Origin of the sequence: Bartonella sp. AA74HLJMH, assembly GCF_042197045.1 — a bacterium.
Classification (GTDB): domain Bacteria; phylum Pseudomonadota; class Alphaproteobacteria; order Rhizobiales; family Rhizobiaceae; genus Bartonella.
In genome coordinates this window covers 1-20,931 of the sequence record NZ_JBHIRJ010000006.1, presented here as the reverse complement: position 1 = coordinate 20,931, position 20,931 = coordinate 1, and the positions used below count along the sequence as shown (strand labels likewise).

Below are 20,931 nucleotides of genomic sequence, written 5' to 3'. Positions count from 1 at the left end.
ACAAAGGCGACGCACAATAAAAAACATTTTCCACCCCCCTTGAATTAACAAGATCTATTGCAATTTCTTACGAAGACTATTGCACACTTTAGAAAAATTCATTTGCCCCGCATACCGTTCCTTAAGCCATGCCATCACCTTACCGATATCGCGTAATTTTTCTGCCTTTGTTTGTGCCAAAGCTTCACAAAGAACCTGTTCTACTTCCATCTCCTTAAGTTGATAGGGAAGAAATTCACGAATAACTTCTATTTCTGCTTGTCCTCTCTCTGCCAATTCCAAGCAACCAGACTCTTTATAGGCTCGCATCAATTCTTCACGCTGTTGAAGCATTTTAGTGAAAACAGACTGTATCTGCTGATCATCCACTTCTAGCTTCCCTTCATCATAATAAAGAATATCACGATCCCTAACTGCAGCATTCATTAAACGAAGTGTAGCAAGACGCGCACTATCTTGCGCTTTCAAAGCAGCCCTAAGAGCCCCATCAATCTGGTTACGCAACATAAATTTATCCAATTTTTGTTCAAGAAGAAGATGCCTTTTAACCAATCTTTATCCATCTTGCAATGGAGAATAAAAAAATAATTAAGGACTCGATCTTCGAAAAGCTAAAACAAGACTTTACCTCTTCATGGAATGTACTTATACTGCCTATTTCAAGCGAAACGTTACCAGAATAATATACACAGCATCTGCTAAAGGTATGATTTTTGTGTAAAGTTGATCATTATACCTTTCAGAGAATAAATTGTGGATACATACTATGATACAAGCGACTTCACCCAGCCACCCTTGGAGTATCAAAAAACCGACAGCCCTCTTAGTCTTAGCAGATGGAACCGTTATTGAAGGCAAAGGAGCAGGTGCTACAGGTATCGCTGAAGCTGAAGTGTGTTTTAACACCGCCATCACAGGCTATGAAGAAATCCTCACAGACCCGTCATACACACAACAAATCGTTAATTTTACTTTTCCTCATATAGGAAATGTAGGGGCAAATAGCGAAGATATTGAAGATCTCTCTCCTCTCAATTGTCATGGTGCTGTTGGCGCTATTTTCAAAGCAGACATTACACATCCCTCAAATTATCGATCCAATGAAAATCTTCATCAATGGCTTAAAACGCGTAAAATTATTGCACTTTGTGGTATTGATACACGTGCACTCACAATTCTTATTCGTGAAAAAGGTGCACAAAATGCTGTCATTGCACACGATGCTAATGGAAACTTTGATATTCCTTCTTTAAAGAAACGTGCGCAAAAATGGCAAGGTCTCGTCAATCTTGACCTTACGAAAGACGTGACATCTCAATCATCAATGCAATGGAATGAAAAACCATGGAGTTGGAATAAAGGATACGGTACAAACAATGTGCACAATCTTCATATCATTGCAATTGACTACGGTATTAAACGTAATATTCTTCGCCTTATGGCAACACAAAAAGCACGCATTACTGTTGTGCCTGCTCACACAACTGTAAAAGAAATTCTGGCAATGAACCCTGATGGCGTTTTTCTTTCTAATGGACCAGGAGACCCCGCAGCTACGGCTCAATATGCCATTCCAACAATCAAAACATTAATTGATCATAATTTACCAATTTTTGGAATATGTCTTGGTCATCAACTTCTCGCTCTTACGGTTGGTGCAAAGACCGTGAAAATGCACCAAGGACATCATGGTGCCAACCACCCAGTTAAAGACCTTAACACTGGAAAAGTTGAGATTGTATCGATGAATCACGGTTTTGCCGTAGATTCTTCCTCTTTACCACAACATGTTCAAGAAACACATATTTCTCTCTTTGATGGTTCAAACTGTGGTATTCGAATCATTGGAAAACCTGTTTTTTCTGTTCAATATCACCCCGAAGCTTCTCCTGGACCACAAGATAGCCACTACCTCTTTCAGCATTTTAGTGATCTCATTATGAATTATAAAAAAATATCTTAAAATAAAAAGCCTCACCTTTTAACTTCTCTCCTTTAAATTATATCATCTTCCTACGCACAATTATATTATTTTTATACCTACAACTTATTGAATAAATATTCTTATTGATCATTCTAAAACTAAAAAGAGCGCACTGAATAACTTAAATTTTTCTCCCTCCTCTTCTCTTAAGGTCGTATCCATCAAAATCATTGGCTTCTCCCCCCAAGCAAGGTAAGTGTATCGATAAAAACTATTTTTAAAAAGAGTAAAGTGTCTAAACTTCAAATAAGCATTTGATTCACAATACAATTTTAAGCATTCTATTGTGCATGAGAAGCATAACTCCTCCTAAAGAATAAAAAAATTAAAGTGTGAGACAATGCAACAAATCTCTACTTTTTAAAAGATATTGCCGTAGATGGTTTTGAAAACTGTAAAGCCGAATAAAAAAGTAATAGCAAAACAGAAAACATCTTTTCAATTTTACAACTTTATATTCTTCCAAAATGAGGTTTTCTTTCGATTCCAGAAGTGATGCCAACAAATATAAGCAATATTTTACTTCCAATTTGCCATATAAAATTTGGAATTGTTCATACAATACTGATACATCTAACTCAGATACGTTTTAATCTTTGTTTTCAATATGCTGCTGCATTAGCACTGGATATTAATTTGCAAGCAATAGAAAAAATACGGACTCCCCCTCTACAAACAATATCACAAAATAAAAAAATTATTTTTACTAAATGAGAAGGATATATCGATATTTTATACAACACTTTGTGAAACAAATATCACAAAAAACTTTCTGCCTATAAAATGATACATTTTGTTTATCTTGTGCATTCTTTAGCAAAATAGTACGTATCAGCCCCTCTCAACAAATTAACGTACCCGCAAGGCAAAAATAACTGTCGCAACGACAAGAAGAAAAAAGCCTCCAACAAAAGGAGCACCAGAAAAATAAAACAGTGCATTTTTATCTGTAAAACATTCAAAAAGAAACACATAAAAAACAGAACCAAATGTTAAACTCAACGAAATAACAGATGTCATCGCTCCTTGCAGTTCTCCTTGGACATTTGTCGGTACCTGCGCTGAAGCAATCGCACGTATAGGTGCATGAACAAGATATTCAAGCATTGTACACGCACAAACCATATAAACCATCCACCCCTGCGTCGCGAATGTATAGCCCAGCATAGCAACGGAGGCAAACAAAAGCCCCACTATAACAATATGCCAATCACTCCATCGTTTAGAAAAATAAGGCAAAATGAGAGCGACTACAATAAATTGGCCTATCCCAAAAATACTATAGGAGAGTCCAATAGAAAAAGAACTCCAATCATAGCGTTCTTTTGCAATGAAAGCCCAAATGCTTAACCATACAGATTCCGCAAACCAATAAAGAAAAAAGACCAATAACACCCAAAGAACCATCGGGTATTGTTTCAGATGCCAAAAAGCACCTAAGGGATTTGCCCGCTTAATATCAAAAAAGCGCCTATTCCATAAAGAAAGGGTTTCTGGAAGCATAACCCAAGAAAAAATAAAATTAATGAGTGAAAAACCAACAGCAAAATAAAACGGAATACGCGGACCAAACTGACCTAAAAAACCACCAATAAACGATCCTAAAATAAACCCCAATGCGGATGCAATGCCTAACAGACCAAAATTGCGTGTACGGGTTTTATCATCAGATATATCCGCAAGATAAGCTGTACAAGTTGCAAAACTAGCGCCACTTATCCCTGACAAAAGACGCCCGATAAATAACATAGAATAGCTCCATGCTATAGCACATATGAGATTATCAAGAGCAAAGCAGATAATAGAGAGAAGCAAAATAGGACGACGACCATAACGATCAGAGAGATTGCCAATAACAGGAGCAAACAAAAACTGCATCACTGAATAAGCTGCAAGTAATTTTCCTCTTTCTACAAAAGATGTACTGACCTCTTTTCCAGTTAATTGAGAAAAATACTCAGGCAAAACAGGACAAATGATCGCAATACAAAGAATATCTAACAATAAAGTGATGAACACTAAAATGAGCCCACGCTGAGCAAATTTCGGATTGAGCATTTGGTCTTGCATAACATACACACTATTTTACGCATACAATGACTCCCCCGCTCTCTTTTAACTCCCTTTTCCTTTTAAAAGTATTCTATACTGTATACTTTTCACATACAAAATAATAACAAAGTAAAAATTTAAGTAAGAGTCAAGATAAAACTATAAAATTACGTTTTAATTGGTGTATCTTTAGTTGCTATCTCATTGTCAAAGAATAAAAATTTTTTTGCATTATACGAACAAAATATTTGTGCGACAAACTCATGAACAAAATTTCATGAAACACAGAGTATTTCCAATAGTTTTAGAGACATTACGATGAATTTTATCAGACATCATTTTCCCCTCTCATACCACCGTTTTCAGGAATCTCAATTCCATTGGATACGTTAGATATACTATAGTAATTGAAACCTTTTAAAAGATAAACTCTTAAAAAATTTTCTTACCCTCAGAATATGCTATAAAGTTAAAGCAGCAACACCAGAATAGCTTAACAACGTAAAAAGCTCATCATATTTTTAAAAATATTTATTTGACAATAATTTTGATTAAAAAATAAGTATATTATAGAGAAAAATCCTTTAATTCTATAATCTTAGAAAAGATTCATATCGTTTGCAATTTGTGGAACCTTATTTTATCTTTATATTCATTGATACTCTTAATGATTATATGCTAGCATTAAATCTAAAGATGAACATGATAAGCATTTAAAAAAATAGCACTTTTAGAAATAGTTCATCATGAATTTTTAATTCAAAAATGGTGTATAAAATGCGAAAAATATCCCTATTAATTCTCATATTAATGTTGGTAACAGGATGTGATGTTCAGGATTCTGATTCACAAGAGAGTATTTTAGAAAATAAAATAAAAACACAACAAACAACCAACGTAAACCTAGATCCCTATACTCTAAATAAATTAAATACTCTTCTCAAAAAACGTTCAGAAACAAATTATCAGGAAAAAGGGGCACTAATTGACTTTCTTTCTGAAGCTTTTTTAGGGACACCTTACCAAGCAAATATGTTACATGGCTCAGAAAATACACCAGAAAAACTGATTATTGACTTTAGAGGCTTAGATTGCTTCACTTATCTGGATTATGTTGAAGCATTGCGCAAATCAACATCCCAAACAGAATTCATAAATAACGTCATAAAAACACGTTATATTAACGGTAATGTTCATTTTTTAAATCGGAAACATTTTTTTACAGATTGGGCTTATAGAGAATATAAACTCGCCACTGATATTACCGCTGAAATAAGTCCCCATGCGGTAAAAATAGAAAAATATCTCAACAAAAAAGCTGATGGTGAAAGCTATCTACCTGGGTTGCCAGTTGTGAAACGCACGATAACGTATATTCCAAGTAACTTTATTAATGAGGAGGTTATAGGTCGTTTACAGTCTGGTGATTTCATTGGTATTTATACGAAACTTGCTGGATTGGATGTAACACATGTGGGCTTCTTTATCATGACAGATAAAGGGCCAATGTTAAGAAATGCTTCTTCACGAAAAGAAAACGAAAAAGTCGTTGATTCTCCTTTTATGAATTATGTTGAAAAAACACCAGGAATCATTGTTTTAAGAGCTCTTGAATAACATCATAGCGATATGAAATATCTTCTCTATTCTTAAAATATATACTGTCGTTATTCAGGTAAACATCTAACTTCGTTCAAGCTATACGGATATAATATATTTGTTTACAGTTTTAAGAGAAAAAAGTCGTTTTGATCTAACTTTGTTTATAGGTATGACAAAATCATTTTTGGAGAAATCACGGATTTGTAATCACTTTTACTGGTTGAAAGATTAAAGACAGAAAAGACTCTATTATAGTATCACGCTTTCCTTTCATATTCTCAACCAAGAGTTATCTTTAGATTACCGCTAATCTGATCTTTACGAATATAACGCAAAAAACACAAACGAACGTTTGTAAAAATAAGTAAAAGTAAAGCCAGATATGTTTGGTGTTGTTTCATAAAGTATTTTATAAAAATTCAATCTACCTCTCTAATTTATTGCATATAAATTTTTGACTTTATAGCATTGTTTTCCTTATAAAGTCTTTGCTTTTTGTTATTGTCTATCAATTAAAATAGCTCTAATGTAGAAGCATATTTATGATTAGGATGCACCAATACTGTACGAGTCCTTGTAAAATTTTGATGCCAGATTGGAATGAAAATATGAAAGCATCAATTAAAACCAGTTTCTATCTTTAGCATCATTCTTTAGTTCAGCTTTGCGATTTTCTACAGCAACGACAATAATATCCTTCAAAGAGTAGAGACATGAGCATTATTTTTTTTCATTCTTTAATGAGTCCCCATCCTTCATGCAATAAAGAACACTCTAAACAGAATCCATTGTATCGATAAAACAATACATTTATTAGCAACAATAATGATGATTAATCTATGATCACAAAATTTAAAACCCTATTCATAACTTTTATATAAAATTTATAATTAAATCTCATTAAACTTATTACGAAGGCTTCACTCCTCTTCGCCCTAAGAGACGAAACATCTACTCCCAACAGTCTGTAAACAATCCGTTTTCTTAAATGGATTTAAGCTGCTAATCATTTCATGAGATTCACTTACAAAAGAATACAGCGGTAAGTCCTATTTTGAATATTTACTTCATACTCTAAAAACACTTAATAGATCAAATTTTATATGCCTTATCTCACCACACCTTAAATGACAGTGTTTTAACGAAATAGAATAAATCTTGCCTTAAATACTCTGTTTAACCTTGTATACTTGATTGATGCAAAAATAAAATCAACAAAAGAGCATCATCGTATTTTCGAGAGGTATGAATCGCTCCATCATAAAAAACAGCCCTTATAACATAACAGACAATTCGAAAAAATCTTTTTATATAAAAGGGATCACCGTTGTACCAGGAGGCAATTTTGCCTCATCTTCAGGCTCGACATGAATAGAAATACGCACATTATCAAATTCTTTTTGAAGAACAGCTTCGATTTTATCACAAATTTTATGTGCTTCTCCTACCTGCATTATAGCAGGCACAACCAAATGAAACTCTATAAAAGTAACCCTCCCAGCAACACGCGTCCGCAAATCATGGACCTCAAGCGCACCCGATGCATTTGCAGAAATCAGCTCCCGAATCCGCATGCTTTCATTCAATTCAACGCCAACATCCATTAATCCCTGAACAGCACTTCTAATCACCTTCCAGCCCTGTAAGAGAATATTAACGGCAACGATTATCGCTAAAATTGGATCTAAAGCTCCCCATCCTCCGACAAAACCAGCAATCAAACCAATTAAAATTGCAAGCGACGTAAAAACATCAGTTATAAAATGTACTCCATCAGCTTTAAGAGCCGGTGAGCGATGGAGTTTTCCCTGCCCAATAAGAACCATTCCCCACATACAGTTTATGACAGTTGCAATAAGATGAATAGCAAGCCATATTCCAGGCTTCTGCAACAATTTAACGGTAGAAAGAGCTATCCATGCTTCTCTTAAAATAACAATTGCCGCAATAATAATGAGTACCCCTTCAAGAATTGCGGAAAAATATTCCGCTTTATGATGCCCAAAGGGATGATCATGATCTGCTGGCTTCATACTCACTTTAACAGCCCACCATGCTGCTAATGACGCAAGAATATTAACGATTGATTCCAATGCATCAGAATAAAGTGCAACCGAACCTGTGATGTGATATGCCCAATATTTCAAAGCAAAAACAATACACGCAATAAAAATAGAGTATAAAGTTAAGCTTTGTATATTGATTTTTACATCCATGAACCTCATCCTTTTCTTCACGAAATAGGGAATTAATATTTTCAACCATATCATTATACTTTTGGCATAACGACGATCTTTCCTCAATATTACAGAAGCTTCATCATACAATAAACGCCTCAGCTCACCATTATTATCGTAAAAACTGCTCAGTTACACGAACAGCACCAATAAATAAAGAAGAGAGAAAATAATAGAAAGAAGAGTTTTCCCAAGAGCAATCAAACACATAACCTTCATTATTAATCGTTTTCTGAATAACTTAAAGCCATCTCACTTCTCATAAACGAAAAACTTGTTTTTGCTCAAATCTATCATGATCATGCATTATTTTTCAGTCTTATGATGTGCATTATAACCCATCTATAAGCCATCTTTGCACCTTAGAAAAAATATCTTAGCGCTCTACGGTAATCTTACAGGTCAATAGGATTTTAAAATATGATTTACTAAAAATTTAGATATAAAAAGAAGAACAATGATTACCCTCAAAAAAAAGAATCTGGGCATTGGGGACCCAGATTCTTTTCCCTTAGAAATTAAGGGCATACAGAACTTGGGAAATAGCGGGGACCCAAGACACTGCACCCGATACAAGAAAAATATATGATTCCGTATCAGTATTTTTACATTATACCTATGGTTGTATATTGTCAACATAAATTCTACCATAAGTTTTAAAAAATATTTTTTTATCTCTTCTTTTTAAATAAAACAAATTCTAACATCTGGAAATCATAAGAGAAAAGCACTAAAAATCTCGCATGCATTTGAATATCATAACAATCAATGAAACAGATGATTCACGCCTAAAAGCCTATCATAATATCCGTGAAAAAGATCTTGTTGGACGGCAACATCAATTTATTGCTGAAGGCAAAGTAACATTGTCCGCATTACTACACTCAAAAGAGTTTTCTGCCATCTCACTGCTCATCGTAGCAAACCGTCTCTCTGGACTTCTACCGCTTTTAGAAAAAACACAGCCCCTATGTCCCATTTATTGCGTTCCACAAAAAGTTATGGATAATATCACCGGCTTCCATGTTCATCGTGGTGTTCTGGGTATTGGTAAACGCAAAATACTGCCATCTTTACAAAGTTTTTTACAACATCTTCCAGAAAAAGCTTTGATTCTTGTTTTATGTGGTATCTCGAATCACGATAATATGGGATCAATTTTTCGTAATGCAGCAGCCTTTGCCAGTAATGGCATTATTGTCGACAAAACCTCATGCGACCCACTTTATCGCAAATCAATAAGAGTGTCTGCCGGCGCTGCTTTAAAAGTACCCTATACGCAAAACGCTGATATAGATGACATTATAGCTGCTCTAAACGATGAAAACTTTCATCTTTATGCACTCTCCCCTTCTGCCTCACACACTCTCAAACAAGCCAACAAAAGCAAAAGAATAGCACTTATTTTTGGAACAGAAGGCAATGGCTTACCACTCCACATACTACAACAATCAAACACCTTACGTATTCCCATGACTGACGGTTTTGACAGCCTTAATGTTGCCACAGCCTCAGGTATTGCACTTGCTCATTTTACCAACTTTGACCACTAAAGATGATAACACTTCAAGTTATAGAACATACCCAATGTTGTATGTTATCTACCAGTCTCCAATAATATTGCCGTTCCCTAGCCTTTGAAAGCATTGATAAAAAACATTTTTACATTTTCTTTATCATCACTTTCCACACCCTAACCCCGCTTATGACGTGCAGAAGATATAATTTTGATGGATTCAATCATAAAACAAACTTTCAATGAGAAAATCTTCCGGAAGTCTCTCATTCAAGTTTAAGATTAAAAAATATCATTATAAATCAATTTACTATGCTTTATAAAGCTGTTGTTTTTAGTTCTGAGGAAACAGGATCTTTTGTTTCGAGATTGCATAAAACGCGCTTCAACATCATTTCAGTATCAGCTGCACGTTCTGAATGTGTTACAAATCCTCCCCCAAGAATACGCGCCTCATGACCATTTCCATCATAAAGAACGCAAGCTTGCCCTGGTGCCACACCATTTTCACATTCCAATAAATCAACGGAAAAAATACCTTCTTTATAATGTAAGCGCGCAAGGTGAGGAGGACGCGTTGAACGCACCTTTACAGCCACCTCAATACCTTGAGAAGGGAAATTATCTAACGACTCATCACCAAGCCAATTCACATCACGTAAAAAAAGCTTATGCGTTTCTAACATTTCACGCGGTCCAACAATAACACGTGCATTTTCCACATCGAGATAAACCACATAAAGCGCTTCACCCGTTGACACCCCAATACCACGACGTTGACCAACCGTATAATTAACAATTCCCGAATGTTTACCTAAAATCTTTCCATCAATATGGACAATAACGCCAGGATTAGCTGCTTCTGGACGCAGTTTTGCGATAACATCTGAATATTTTCCTTGTGGAACAAAACAAATATCCTGACTATCATGCTTATTGGCAACCACAAAGCCCATTTCTGCTGCCATTTCACGAACGCGGGCTTTTGGAAGGTCACCAAGTGGAAAACGCAAATAATCAATCTGTTCTTGTGTCGTTGCAAAGAGAAAATAACTCTGATCACGATCATTATCGAGAGGACGAAAGAGTGCTCGATGCGCTCCGTTGGAACGCGAACGAATATAATGTCCCGTAGCCAAAGCATCCGCCCCCAATTCGCGTGCCGTTGCTAATAAATCAGCAAACTTAACCGTTTGATTACATGCAATACATGGTACTGGGGTCTCTCCATGAGCATAACTTTCTGCAAAAGGATCAATAACAGCTTCGCGAAAGCGCTTTTCATAATCAAGAACATAATGCGGTATTCCTAGTGTTTCTGCAACGCGGCGTGCATCCTCAATATCTTGTCCTGCACAACACGCCCCCACCCGATGCGTTGCTTCCCCATGATCATAAAGCTGCAACGTAATGCCAATAACATTATACCCTTCCTTTTTCAAAAGACCTGCAACAACCGATGAATCAACCCCCCCCGACATTGCAACAACAATGCGAGAATCCTCAGGTTGTCCTGGTAAATCAAGACTGTTTAAAAACATGTATTCATTCTCTATTTAATGCTCTGTTTAATGGCTAGCCATATGTTGACATTCTGATGCACGCTCTTTAGCACTTTTACACGATTAATTGTCTTTATATTATTTTTTTATCCTTTCCACAACCATAGGCATTACTTTCTTAAAAGCTGCTGCAAACAAAAAAAGAATGATGGAAATAAGGCATAATGGTAATCGTTTAGGAGAAAACCTTTTTTCTCTTTTGAAAAATCCGGTAAAATATTGCAAGAATCTCTTCTACACACTTCAACTTGAGCTTCTTTTTACATACCCAATCACTTTATTAATTTTTTCTTTCAGCGCTTTTAGCTCTTTTTTAAATTTCATGCTCTATAAACGAATCAAGTCCTTGACTAAAGGTAGAGGATACGAATGAGCAACTTGATAAAAACACAAATGAAATATGTTATTGGGCCAGATGGAAGTCCGCTTACAATTGCCGACCTACCGCCGCAAACAACACGGCGCTGGGTGATTCGTCGCAAAGCTGAAGTTGTTGCGGCTGTCAGAGGTGGATTGTTAAGTCTTGACGAAGCGTGCCACCGTTATACTTTGACTGTAGAAGAATTTCTTTCATGGCAAAGTTTAATCGATGAACACGGTTTAGCGGGATTACGAACGACCAAGATTCAACACTACAGGCATTAAGTTGCCATTGATTAATAACATAAAGCAATCTATAAAACAGCCAAACTTGATAAAAGTTTGGCTGTTTTATACTATATCCAAAAGATAAACCTGAAAGAATGGATTTTTCAATAATTGCTTTTATCATCCAGCCATTAAATTAGCCAACCATTGAATTAGATTGAATCAAAATATCCTTATCATCCGCAGCAATCTTCTTTTCTCGTGCTTCCAAAAGCTGTGCACGTTGCAGCTCTGTATTAGCTTCATGGAGAGCAATTTCAGCATTTGTTTTTTGAAGTTCTAAATCACGAATTGAATTGATCAGATTATCACGTCTTTGCCGCGCTGCACGCGCAAAAGCAGAATAAGCAAAATGGTGAACATCATTGTTTCCAGATTTACGTTCTTCATGAGTAATCTGTGCTTCCAACTCTAACACCATTCGTTCAAATTCTGCGATCATCATCTCAAGCTGTGCAATTTCACGGCGCTTTCCACGCACTTGAAACATCCTCAATCGCACCATATTTTCTCGTGGCTTCATACTCACTACTCCTTGATTGCGCCAACTCAAAACTCGCATTCACACCCAATAAATATCTCTTAGTTATATATCTATCCGACAAAAACAGTCTATTAACTTGAAATTATAATAATTTTTGCCTTGCATTAAAGCATCTGAAAATACAATCTGCTTTAAAGAGCAATAACTATTTCTTTAACTTTTCCCCCATTATAAACTGAAGAGGTTTAAAGCTCAGTAAATAAACACTGAAATTGTAAAAAAGTAATTTATAAAGCTCTTTTACAAATTTTTTTAAGTTAAAGTTTATAGAAAAAGCTCTCCTTTTTTATTATGTTAAAAAATATAGGATTTTTCTAAAATAATTTTGTAGCCTCTTTCAAAAATAAAAATATTTTGTTAACCACTATCATGGATAGTGGGGAATTTAGTAGTGATTGTTACGCGTACTACTGAAATGTTCATAAACGCTTTGTTATAAGTGTTTGATTTAATGAATTGTTTTTATAACAGTGGTTTTGCTAACTGATATAAAATAGAAATGCTCCTTATGATTCGTGAAGGAGCAAAGTGAGGGATCTAAAATGCGCGTATTATTAATTGAAGATGATAGAGCAGTTACTCAAAGCATTGAGTTGATGTTAAAGTCGGCTAACTTTAATGTTTATATCACTGATCTGGGTGAAGAAGGTATCGATTTAGGAAAACTCTATGATTATGATATCATTTTGCTTGATCTGAATTTGCCTGACATGTCAGGGTATGATGTCTTGCGGACTCTAAGGTTGGCAAAAATAAAAACTCCTGTCCTAATCCTTTCTGGTATGAATGCCATTGAAGACAAGGTTCGTGGTTTTGGCTTTGGAGCAGACGACTATATGACGAAGCCTTTTCATAAGGATGAGCTCATTGCACGTATCCATGCAGTTGTTCGTCGTTCAAAAGGACATGCACAATCGGTTATTGTTACCGGAGATCTCACCGTTAACCTTGACACAAAAACTGTCGAAGTTGCAGGGCGCCCTGTTCACTTAACCGGTAAAGAATACCAAATGTTAGAGCTTCTCTCTTTACGCAAAGGTACCACCCTTACCAAGGAAATGTTTCTCAATCATCTCTATGGTGGAATGGATGAACCAGAACTAAAGATTATCGATGTTTTTATTTGTAAATTGCGGAAAAAATTGGAAGCAGTCTCTTCCAGTGTAAATTACATTGATACAGTTTGGGGACGTGGTTATGTATTACGTGATCCAGTTGAAGAGAACGTACGAAAAACCGCTTAAGCAGTGAACATGCACATTGTAAAATCTCGGAGTGTAGCGGGCCGAGATTTTTTCCCGAGATCTTTTCTCTGTTAAAAGTAGAGAACTCGCACACTAAAAATCTCATATAGAAAGCGCTTAAAGCTTAAGAAGTAACCACACCCAATTTACACATATAACCTTATCGCTCATAAGTTCAATCGAAGCCACTTTTCCCAACACAGCTTAAGCGCTTCTCTCTTATTCAAAGCTTTTTTACACTTTCTAAAACAATACAACCATCACTTTCATCAATATTTATTTTCATCTCTGTCATCTGAGCAAGTAACATTGTGTAATAAAATTGGATGACATGTGCATCAATAAGCTCTTCTTGAACTTCTCCACGAAATAACGCAAGAAAATGAGGGGGTATACGGAGAGTTCTACCGAAAACCTCAAATCGAAAAGAACGTTTATTTTCTTCTTGCAAAATCATAACAACAATTTCACCACCACGAGAAACTGTTGCGTTTGCAATCAATAATAAATTAAGCAAAAGTTTAACTTCATCTTTTTCTAACAATAAAGAAGAAGCTTGCCATTTTAAAGTTGCTTTTTCTTCTTTCATATATTGTTGAGCAACCTGCTCTGCAGTCCGTGTATCTATTTGTCCTCCACTTGCACCAGCAAAACCAAAAGCCAATCGCGCAAATTGTAGACGTGCAGCAGCACTCGCAACAGATAAACGCACCAATTGTAAAGCATCTTCTTCAGCTCCTCCTTCATCATAAAGCTCCATTGCATTTTGAATAGCCCCCACAGGTGAAATCAAATCATGGCAAATACGACTACAAAGCAAAGCAGCAAGATCCATAGGTTTCAAAGAAATATCTAACGTCATAATGATTGAAAACTCCTAGATTCAAAAAAACAAACTTTATTTTAAAGAAAAACTCTTAACATCTGATGCATAATAGGAAACATTAACAATCATGCTAAAAAATTCAGAAATAAATTCAAGAATTTAAATAACCTTATATCTTATTTTTTATTTGAATAGAATGAAATTTCTAATATTATCTTTTTGTTTATCACTAATAAAAGGAGAAAACTCCATGGCTCTCTCTCTGCTCAAATACTGGTACAAAAATATTATATCTTTAATCTTCCTTTTATTCATCACCATAAACACTACACAAGCTCGACTAAAACCAATAGAGCAAAACGAACCTCATTATTCACTCCAAGAAATTATTGATTCTGGTCATATTTTTTTTGGAAAAACAGCCAGTGGTCTGGCTGTTGCAATTCAAAATATTTTTTCAAAATACGGTTATCCCAATGCCTATATTTTAGGAGAAGAAGCTTCTGGTGCCTTTTTTGCTGGATTAACCTATGGCGAAGGAATGGTTTTTACCAAAAGCTATGGTCAACATAAAGTTTTTTGGCAAGGTCCCTCAGTAGGATGGGATTTTGGCGGCCAAGGCTCCCGTTTAATGATCTTAGTTTACAATCTTAATGGCATAAATAATTTATGGAGACGCTATGGTGGTATTTCAGGTTCGGCCTATTTAATTGCAGGTGTTGGTTTTCATGTCCTAAAATACCATAATACCTTGTTAATCCCAATACGTACAGGAGTCGGCGCACGCCTTGGTATCAATATAGGATATTTAAAATTAACACATAGACCGACATGGAATCCGTTTTAAACGGTTTCTTATTTGAAAAGGGGTATTATGCTTATTCAATCATTTCTTTTTTTTATACTTGGAGTTGCTTTCACTTCCTGGTTACTGGTGCTTTTATCTCCTTTTATTTGGCGTAAAGCCGTTCATTTTGCGTATAAAGATGTTTGTGCGAAAATGCCATTATCACTCGCGGAAATAGAAGCAAATCACGATTTTCTTCGTGCACAACATGCTGTAGAATTAGCAAACAACCAACAAAAGTACGAATTTTTGCAAAAAAAATATGTCCAACAAAAAATACAACTGAGCCAAGTAACAGAACAATTTTATCGGCTATGCCTCCCCACAAAAGATACTCTCACCAAAGAAGCGATAGCAATCAAACAAAATATCGCCACACTACACACTTCCAAAGGAAAGACAAATGATGCGTGAAAAAGTCGCACACTATCAGCAACGCTTACAAAAAATCCAAACTCATGAGCTGGACACGACCGCTAACCACCAATTGCTAGAAGAACTCCGAGAAGAAACAAAAGAACTTGCAGCAACATTGGCAGCTCAAATAGCGCTACAAGAGGGGAATACATCACCCATCAACACATTGATTCAAAAATCCAAAAGCAAAAATGACCTAGCATCACGTATTCGCCAAAAAATAACTTTTCTCTCCAAAAGCCCTGTTAAATAAGTTATCTTTTAAAACACCTTAAATGAAGAGTAAAATCAACAAAGGTTCATTGTAACTTTCATAACCCAAATCCTTTTTACTAAACGTGACTTTTTTGCTAAGCTAAAGGACAAAGTTTCTTAGCCCATACCGTTCTGTTAAAAAATATCTTCTTGTCTAGAAGCTTCACTTTCTAATCATATCACCGCTCTAAAGGACAACATTTCATAGGTCCTAGAAAGGAAATAATACCAAAACATTGGCCACACACTCTAACAAAAAATACCTTCTAAGATGGATCACCAATAAAGCTTTGACCATAATTTTAAGGATAAAAACACGCTCTCAAGAGTGATAAAAATCTCTTATTTTTTTGATAATCATATCCTGATCCGTTTGTGTCAAGTAAGGATGCATTGGTAAACTTAAAACACACTCTCCTAAAGACTCTGAAACAGAAAGGGAATCTTTTACATAAGGGAAGTGTTTATAAGCTGGCTGTTGATGTAAAGGAGTTTTATAATAAATCATTGTAGGGATAGAATTTTTTTGTAAAAAATCTTTTAATTTATCCCGTTCTTTTACCTTAATCGTATATTGTGCATAAGCAGAACGAATATTTTCTCCTATTTCTGGAACTGTAACAATATCTCTTAAGCCATTGGAATAGCGTTGAGCAATTTCTACACGCTTTTCCATTTCATCTTCAAAAATCGCAAACTTTTCTAGTAAAATTGCAGCCTGAATGCTATCTAGGCGCGAATTCATACCAATACGTACATTGTCATATTGCGTTTCACCTTTACCATGAAACAAAATAGAGCGTAAAAGTTCTGCAAAATGATCATCATTGGTCATCATAGCGCCTCCATCACCATAACATCCTAATGGTTTTGCAGGATAAAAACTTGTAGCAGCCACATCACCAAAAGCACCACACATAGTATTATCGCTTCTCCCCCCCATAGATTGAGCAGCATCTTCAATTACAAAAAGATTTTCCTTTGCAGCCACTTGAGCAATTTGCATATAGTCAGCAGAAAGCCCAAATAAATCAACGGCAATAATAGCCTTTGGCTTTAGACGTCCCTCTTTTTTTACCATTTCGATAGCGTGAGAAAGTTTTTCAACATCAATATTGAATGTATCAGGTAAAACATCGACAAAAACAGGTTCAGCCCCCACCAAAGCAACCACTTCAGCCGTTGCTGAAAATGTAAAACTAGGACAAAAAACAGCATCCCCTAGACCAATATTTTTAGCCATAAGAGGCATCTTCAAAGCATCTGTTCCATTAGCACATGCAATCACATGTTTAACGCCAAGATATTCTGCCAATTTCTCTTCAAATTCTGTTACTTTTGGTCCCAAAATATACTTACCACTAGCGACTACATGCGCAATTGCAGAATTAATTTTATCTTCAATACGCGCACGCTGCGCCCCAAGGTCGATGAATTGCATATTAACTCCATTGATCATCACAAGAATGCAAAAACGCTACCTATCTCTTTTATCTATCATAATTGACATCAGCAGCTGTTAAAATCCGTAAAACCGCAATAGCATCATCACCATTTGTACGAGGTGATTGACGCGTTTCAATACAATGAAGGAAATGCCGTAATTCGCAAGTAAGCGGCAAATCTTCACAAACATCAATATAATTCAGCTCATCCATGCTAAAAGCCCACTCTTGATTTTCTTTCCAAACGGCAAAATGGTGCATTGCCAATTTACGACTCCACGGTTCCATATCATCAAAAACGAGTATAGCCTTTGTTCCAACAACAGTTAAACGCCTCTCACGATAAGAACTCAAGCGTGAAGTAAAAAGATGACTACGCACGCCATTTGGAAAAATCATATGAATATGAGAAAAATCAGAAATCTGATCAACGACAGCAGCCCCCTCACCGCGAATTTCGGAAGGTTCACATCCTGTCAACGCCAAAATCATTGAAAGATCATGAGGGGCAAGATCCCATAAAGCATCACTGTGTGTGTGAAATTTTCCAAAGCCTAATCTATGAGAATAAATATATCGCACATCTCCCACATCTCCGTTTTTCACCAATTCACACATTTTTTCAAAAGCTGGATGAAAACGCAAAATATGGCCCACCATAAAAACTCGCTCATAGGCCTCAGCCTCCTGAACTTGGCGTTTAGCATCAGAAACATTCAAGGCTATTGGTTTTTCCACCAAAACATCTTTACCATTTTTAACAGCACGGAGCACATTTTGCGTATGCAATTGTGGCGGCAACGCTAATACCAGCGCATCAATATCTCGATGAGTAAAAAGATCATCTGGTGTAATAACCTCTACACCATACAGTGTTGCAAAACTAGCAGCACGATCATTATCAATATCAGAAACTGCTGCTAAAGCCCCGAGAGAGTGGAGTGTCCGTATATGATTTTCACCCCAATGACCGCATCCTAAAACCGCTACACGTGGCACCATTTTCATGCCTTACCTTACTTTATCATATGAAAATTACACTTTTACATATCGAGGATAAAATAGAATGACAAGAGAAAAGCTTAAAAACGACGCTTGACATCTTACTATTCTACCCCTTATATCCGCAAAAGATGTAATTATTGACAATTATGATTGCTTATTTTGGCGGAGTAGCTCAGTAGGTTAGAGCAGAGGAATCATAATCCTTGTGTCGGGGGTTCAAATCCCTCCTCCGCTACCATTACTTTTTTGTTGTGTGTGTAGCTTACCAACTGTAGCTTGTTTGTAGCTTTGTAGCTTGCCAGCGGTGTAGCTTGCCAGCGGGTTTTGTATATTTTGCCACTAGGTTTTGTACCAATTTATTTTTTCTCAAAGAGTTTTAAAGATGTTCTCAAAGGGTCTTCAAATGCCTTTCAAAGGATATTTAAAGCTCTCTTTAACGCATTTTTCTGCTCCTATTTTTCCAAATCACTAAAGCATGTAAAGTCGGGTTGAAAGGCAAGGGGAACGATTCCTGTCGGACCATGGCGTTGTTTTGCTATAATAACCTCGGCTTTACCCTTGGCTTGCTCCATTGCCTCTTGCCATTTGCTATACTCAGCAGTGCCTTCTTTTGGTTCTTCATTTTTGAGATAGTATTCTTCACGATAAACAAACAGCACAATGTCGGCATCTTGCTCAATTGAACCAGATTCACGTAAATCGGAGAGTTGTGGACGTTTATCGGTTCGGTTTTCAACTTGACGCGAAAGTTGTGACAGAGCAATGATGGGAATATTGAGTTCTTTTGCAAGTGCTTTTAATCCGGTGGTAATGGCTGTAATTTCTTGAACGCGATTTTCTAATGAACGCTTTGAACCGCTTGTCATGAGTTGGATATAATCGATAATCAAGACATCTAGACCATGTTGTCGTTTGAGACGCCTTGCACGGGCGGACAATTGTGCAAGGGATACACCACCTGTTTGATCAATATAAAGAGGGATTGTTTGTAAGGAACGCATTGCGTAAATGATGTTGGTAAATTGCTCTTCTGAGATATTACCACGACGCATATCAGAAGAAGAAACCTTTATTTGTTCTGAGATAATGCGAGTTACAAGCTGTTCGGATGACATTTCAAGTGAGAAGAATCCTACTATACCCCCTTCATTGGCTTGGCTGTTATCATGACGCTTGCAAGCATTGGCAATATTAAAAGCAATATTGGTCGCCAGAGAGGTTTTCCCCATACCAGGGCGCCCTGCAAGGATAATTAAGTCAGATGCTTGTAATCCTCCCATTTTTTCATCAAGGGTTTTGATATGGGTAGCTATCCCTGAGAGTTTTGAAGAACGCTTTTTTGCAGCGCTTGCCATGTTAAGTGCTTTTGCAATGGCTGTATTAAAGTTTTCAAACCCGCCCCCATATTTGCCTTTTTCGGCTAACTCAAATAATTGATTTTCAATCGTTTCAATTTGTTGGGAAGGTGTGAACTCCAGAGGCGCATCAAAAGCTGTATTGGCAACTTCATTGCCAAGATTAATCAAAGACCGGCGGATAAAAAGATCGTAAATGACGCGTCCATAATCTTCAGTGTTAATAATAGTGACTGCCTCTGTGGCTAAGCGAACAACATACTGGTATACAGTAATATCTCCAACTTTTTCTTCCATTTGGATATAGGGCTTGATTGTAATGGGGTTTGCAAGATGACCCTTTTGAATAATTTGTAAGACAATCTCAAAGATCTTTTGGTGTAGCGTTTCAAAAAAATGTTCTGCTTTGAGAAAGTCTGAAACGCGATCGAGTGCATTATTATTAATCAGGATTGCTCCAAGTAATGCCTGTTCCGCTTCAATATTATGGGGAAGTTGACGAAAAGAAGAAGCAAAATTATCTCTTGGATTTTCTGTTTTTAGCATGTTTGATGTTCTCATTGCTTTCTTTTCCCTTGTTTGGTGCCTCGAGTGTGATTTCTGTTGTGTATCCGCTTTGTTTTTCATAGCGGTGGGTGACGGTTGCAGCTTTCCATGGCCCATTGATTTGCCCACGAAACCCTTGAAGGATGAGAGGTTGATCCGCCATGATTTCAGGGCGTCCCTCAAGGGTCAAAGAACCACTGCCCACAGCACAACACAACCTGTCCGACTCGGAAGCAGCAGCAGCTCGTGCTTCCTCCTCACAAGTGTAACAAGTCCGTAAACGCCGCACGGGACCGCTAAACCCTGTCTGATGTTTGACTTGGCATTGCTGCCCTTTTGAGCGATCAAAATAAGAAGCTTCAATGGTGCCATATTGCGTGCGTGGCTCTAACGTGAATTCCCAGTTAGAACAGTCATGCTTATGGATGTCGAGTGCTGGTAAATTGTCCCCGCTTAAAAACAAAAACTTATTGTCCTTGATCAAAAAACGTGCCCGCATGCGATCGGCAAGGCGGGTTAAAAAATCAACAGCCGATTGATCTGTACGAATCACATAAGGCAAAGTTTGTGTGGTGAACTGGGGACTAACCTTTGCTTGATAGCCATGGCGTTTGGCAAGTGTCTCAACAATCTCACCAACAGTTTTGTGATCAAAATGCTCACTCACCTGTTCTTTGAGCTCTTTACGCATCGAGGCACTTTTGCCACAAAGGCGCAAAATCTCTCCATCACTGCCCCCACAACTTACAACTGATTCGACAACAAAACACCCCATAAATGCACTGATGCTGTTCTCATAACCAAAGATCACCTGGAGAGCGTTGCCCGTTTGTGGAACCTCTAAAT

General features: G+C 36.7%; 18 protein-coding genes and 1 tRNA gene. 9 read left to right on the top strand and 10 right to left on the bottom strand.

Features of this window, described 5'->3' with window-relative positions; translation table 11 throughout:
• Window positions 1-54 precede the first annotated feature (54 nt).
• Window positions 55-507 carry a GatB/YqeY domain-containing protein gene (locus ACFINH_RS05170; protein ID WP_375609255.1) on the bottom strand — a complete coding sequence of 151 codons (453 nt, stop codon included), beginning with the start codon at window positions 505-507 and terminating at the stop codon, window positions 55-57.
• A 259-nt stretch (window positions 508-766) separates the two neighbouring features.
• Here ACFINH_RS05170 and carA point away from each other — a divergent pair, with 259 nt between their 5' ends.
• A complete protein-coding gene (carA, locus tag ACFINH_RS05165) occupies window positions 767-1,963 on the top strand; it encodes a glutamine-hydrolyzing carbamoyl-phosphate synthase small subunit (RefSeq protein ID WP_375632319.1) in 1,197 nt (398 codons plus the stop codon).
• A gap of 870 nt (window positions 1,964-2,833) precedes the next feature.
• Here the strand turns inward: carA and ACFINH_RS05160 are convergent.
• The gene (locus ACFINH_RS05160; RefSeq protein ID WP_375613346.1) at window positions 2,834-4,054 is read right to left on the bottom strand and encodes an MFS transporter; all 1,221 of its coding nucleotides are present in this window, start codon (window positions 4,052-4,054) and stop codon (window positions 2,834-2,836) included.
• Window positions 4,055-4,813: 759 nt separating this feature from the next.
• Here ACFINH_RS05160 and ACFINH_RS05155 point away from each other — a divergent pair.
• On the top strand, window positions 4,814-5,653 hold the full coding sequence (locus ACFINH_RS05155) for a DUF1460 domain-containing protein (protein ID WP_375613345.1): 840 nt from the start codon (window positions 4,814-4,816) through the stop codon (window positions 5,651-5,653).
• Window positions 5,654-6,945: 1,292 nt separating this feature from the next.
• Here ACFINH_RS05155 and ACFINH_RS05150 read toward each other — a convergent pair.
• Window positions 6,946-7,854: a cation diffusion facilitator family transporter gene (locus ACFINH_RS05150; RefSeq protein ID WP_375628783.1), complete on the bottom strand. Its 909-nt coding sequence runs from the start codon at window positions 7,852-7,854 to the stop codon at window positions 6,946-6,948.
• Between the two features lie 764 nt (window positions 7,855-8,618).
• Here ACFINH_RS05150 and ACFINH_RS05145 point away from each other — a divergent pair.
• Window positions 8,619-9,428, top strand: coding sequence for a TrmH family RNA methyltransferase (locus ACFINH_RS05145; protein ID WP_375632318.1), 810 nt, complete (start codon window positions 8,619-8,621; stop codon window positions 9,426-9,428).
• 280 nt (window positions 9,429-9,708) lie between these two features.
• Here ACFINH_RS05145 and mnmA read toward each other — a convergent pair whose 3' ends face one another.
• Window positions 9,709-10,932, bottom strand: coding sequence for a tRNA 2-thiouridine(34) synthase MnmA (gene mnmA, locus ACFINH_RS05140; protein WP_375621388.1), 1,224 nt, complete (start codon window positions 10,930-10,932; stop codon window positions 9,709-9,711).
• 390 nt (window positions 10,933-11,322) lie between these two features.
• Between mnmA and ACFINH_RS05135 the strand changes: the two genes are divergently transcribed.
• Complete coding sequence (locus ACFINH_RS05135; RefSeq protein ID WP_273790817.1) at window positions 11,323-11,598, top strand: DUF1153 domain-containing protein; 276 nt, start codon at window positions 11,323-11,325, stop codon at window positions 11,596-11,598.
• A 139-nt stretch (window positions 11,599-11,737) separates the two neighbouring features.
• Here the strand turns inward: ACFINH_RS05135 and ACFINH_RS05130 are convergent, their stop codons facing one another.
• Window positions 11,738-12,124 carry a flagellar export protein FliJ gene (locus ACFINH_RS05130; protein WP_375606932.1) on the bottom strand — a complete coding sequence of 129 codons (387 nt, stop codon included), beginning with the start codon at window positions 12,122-12,124 and terminating at the stop codon, window positions 11,738-11,740.
• 563 nt (window positions 12,125-12,687) lie between these two features.
• Here ACFINH_RS05130 and ctrA point away from each other — a divergent pair.
• A complete protein-coding gene (gene ctrA, locus ACFINH_RS05125; protein WP_273790819.1) occupies window positions 12,688-13,389 on the top strand; it encodes a response regulator transcription factor CtrA in 702 nt (233 codons plus the stop codon).
• A 223-nt stretch (window positions 13,390-13,612) separates the two neighbouring features.
• On the opposite strand, the gene chpT is transcribed toward ctrA, so the two are convergent.
• Window positions 13,613-14,251, bottom strand: a complete 639-nt coding sequence (gene chpT / locus ACFINH_RS05120; protein ID WP_375632317.1) for a histidine phosphotransferase ChpT — start codon at window positions 14,249-14,251, stop codon at window positions 13,613-13,615.
• A gap of 214 nt (window positions 14,252-14,465) precedes the next feature.
• Between chpT and ACFINH_RS05115 the strand changes: the two genes are divergently transcribed.
• Genes ACFINH_RS05115 through ACFINH_RS05105 form a run of 3 tightly spaced genes read left to right on the top strand, consistent with a single transcriptional unit; the run spans window position 14,466 to window position 15,732 of the window.
• Window positions 14,466-15,062 carry a DUF1134 domain-containing protein gene (locus ACFINH_RS05115; RefSeq protein ID WP_375613340.1) on the top strand — a complete coding sequence of 199 codons (597 nt, stop codon included), beginning with the start codon at window positions 14,466-14,468 and terminating at the stop codon, window positions 15,060-15,062.
• Between the two features lie 27 nt (window positions 15,063-15,089).
• On the top strand, window positions 15,090-15,476 hold the full coding sequence (locus ACFINH_RS05110) for a hypothetical protein (protein ID WP_375611956.1): 387 nt from the start codon (window positions 15,090-15,092) through the stop codon (window positions 15,474-15,476).
• On the top strand, window positions 15,466-15,732 hold the full coding sequence (locus ACFINH_RS05105) for a hypothetical protein (RefSeq protein WP_375611955.1): 267 nt from the start codon (window positions 15,466-15,468) through the stop codon (window positions 15,730-15,732). Before ACFINH_RS05110 ends, ACFINH_RS05105 begins: the two co-directional genes overlap by 11 nt.
• A 324-nt stretch (window positions 15,733-16,056) precedes the next feature.
• On the opposite strand, the gene ACFINH_RS05100 is transcribed toward ACFINH_RS05105, so the two are convergent.
• Together ACFINH_RS05100 and ACFINH_RS05095 are read right to left on the bottom strand one after the other, a co-directional pair.
• Entirely contained in the window at window positions 16,057-17,175 is a 1,119-nt protein-coding gene (locus ACFINH_RS05100; protein WP_375632316.1) for a DegT/DnrJ/EryC1/StrS family aminotransferase, read from the bottom strand.
• Between the two features lie 49 nt (window positions 17,176-17,224).
• On the bottom strand, window positions 17,225-18,181 hold the full coding sequence (locus ACFINH_RS05095; RefSeq protein WP_375632351.1) for a Gfo/Idh/MocA family protein: 957 nt from the start codon (window positions 18,179-18,181) through the stop codon (window positions 17,225-17,227).
• Window positions 18,182-18,345: 164 nt separating this feature from the next.
• Between ACFINH_RS05095 and ACFINH_RS05090 the strand changes: the two genes are divergently transcribed.
• Window positions 18,346-18,422 (top strand) — tRNA-Met (locus tag ACFINH_RS05090).
• 214 nt (window positions 18,423-18,636) lie between these two features.
• Here the strand turns inward: ACFINH_RS05090 and ACFINH_RS05085 are convergent.
• Both ACFINH_RS05085 and ACFINH_RS05080 read right to left on the bottom strand, forming a co-directional pair.
• Window positions 18,637-20,100 (bottom strand): replicative DNA helicase, encoded by a 1,464-nt coding sequence (locus ACFINH_RS05085; RefSeq protein ID WP_375632315.1) that lies wholly within the window; start codon window positions 20,098-20,100, stop codon window positions 18,637-18,639.
• Window positions 20,057-20,931 (bottom strand): phage late control D family protein (locus ACFINH_RS05080; protein ID WP_375632314.1); only part of this gene is annotated, 875 nt, incomplete at its 5' end. The genes ACFINH_RS05080 and ACFINH_RS05085, both read right to left, overlap by 44 nt.

What these genes read in the sequence shown, in the direction of transcription:
- ctrA (WP_273790819.1), top strand. Translation starts at nt 12,688, where the DNA reads ATGCGCGTATTATTAATTGAAGATGATAGAGCAGTTACTCAAAGCATT.
- ACFINH_RS05110 (WP_375611956.1), top strand. Translation starts at nt 15,090, where the DNA reads ATGCTTATTCAATCATTTCTTTTTTTTATACTTGGAGTTGCTTTCACT.
- ACFINH_RS05085 (WP_375632315.1), bottom strand. Translation starts at nt 20,100, where the DNA reads ATGAGAACATCAAACATGCTAAAAACAGAAAATCCAAGAGATAATTTT.
- carA (WP_375632319.1), top strand. Translation starts at nt 767, where the DNA reads ATGATACAAGCGACTTCACCCAGCCACCCTTGGAGTATCAAAAAACCG.
- chpT (WP_375632317.1), bottom strand. Translation starts at nt 14,251, where the DNA reads ATGACGTTAGATATTTCTTTGAAACCTATGGATCTTGCTGCTTTGCTT.
- ACFINH_RS05135 (WP_273790817.1), top strand. Translation starts at nt 11,323, where the DNA reads ATGAGCAACTTGATAAAAACACAAATGAAATATGTTATTGGGCCAGAT.
- ACFINH_RS05100 (WP_375632316.1), bottom strand. Translation starts at nt 17,175, where the DNA reads ATGCAATTCATCGACCTTGGGGCGCAGCGTGCGCGTATTGAAGATAAA.
- ACFINH_RS05155 (WP_375613345.1), top strand. Translation starts at nt 4,814, where the DNA reads ATGCGAAAAATATCCCTATTAATTCTCATATTAATGTTGGTAACAGGA.
- ACFINH_RS05115 (WP_375613340.1), top strand. Translation starts at nt 14,466, where the DNA reads ATGGCTCTCTCTCTGCTCAAATACTGGTACAAAAATATTATATCTTTA.
- ACFINH_RS05170 (WP_375609255.1), bottom strand. Translation starts at nt 507, where the DNA reads ATGTTGCGTAACCAGATTGATGGGGCTCTTAGGGCTGCTTTGAAAGCG.
- ACFINH_RS05095 (WP_375632351.1), bottom strand. Translation starts at nt 18,181, where the DNA reads ATGGTGCCACGTGTAGCGGTTTTAGGATGCGGTCATTGGGGTGAAAAT.
- ACFINH_RS05105 (WP_375611955.1), top strand. Translation starts at nt 15,466, where the DNA reads ATGATGCGTGAAAAAGTCGCACACTATCAGCAACGCTTACAAAAAATC.
- ACFINH_RS05130 (WP_375606932.1), bottom strand. Translation starts at nt 12,124, where the DNA reads ATGAAGCCACGAGAAAATATGGTGCGATTGAGGATGTTTCAAGTGCGT.
- ACFINH_RS05145 (WP_375632318.1), top strand. Translation starts at nt 8,619, where the DNA reads ATGCATTTGAATATCATAACAATCAATGAAACAGATGATTCACGCCTA.
- mnmA (WP_375621388.1), bottom strand. Translation starts at nt 10,932, where the DNA reads ATGTTTTTAAACAGTCTTGATTTACCAGGACAACCTGAGGATTCTCGC.
- ACFINH_RS05160 (WP_375613346.1), bottom strand. Translation starts at nt 4,054, where the DNA reads ATGCAAGACCAAATGCTCAATCCGAAATTTGCTCAGCGTGGGCTCATT.
- ACFINH_RS05150 (WP_375628783.1), bottom strand. Translation starts at nt 7,854, where the DNA reads ATGGATGTAAAAATCAATATACAAAGCTTAACTTTATACTCTATTTTT.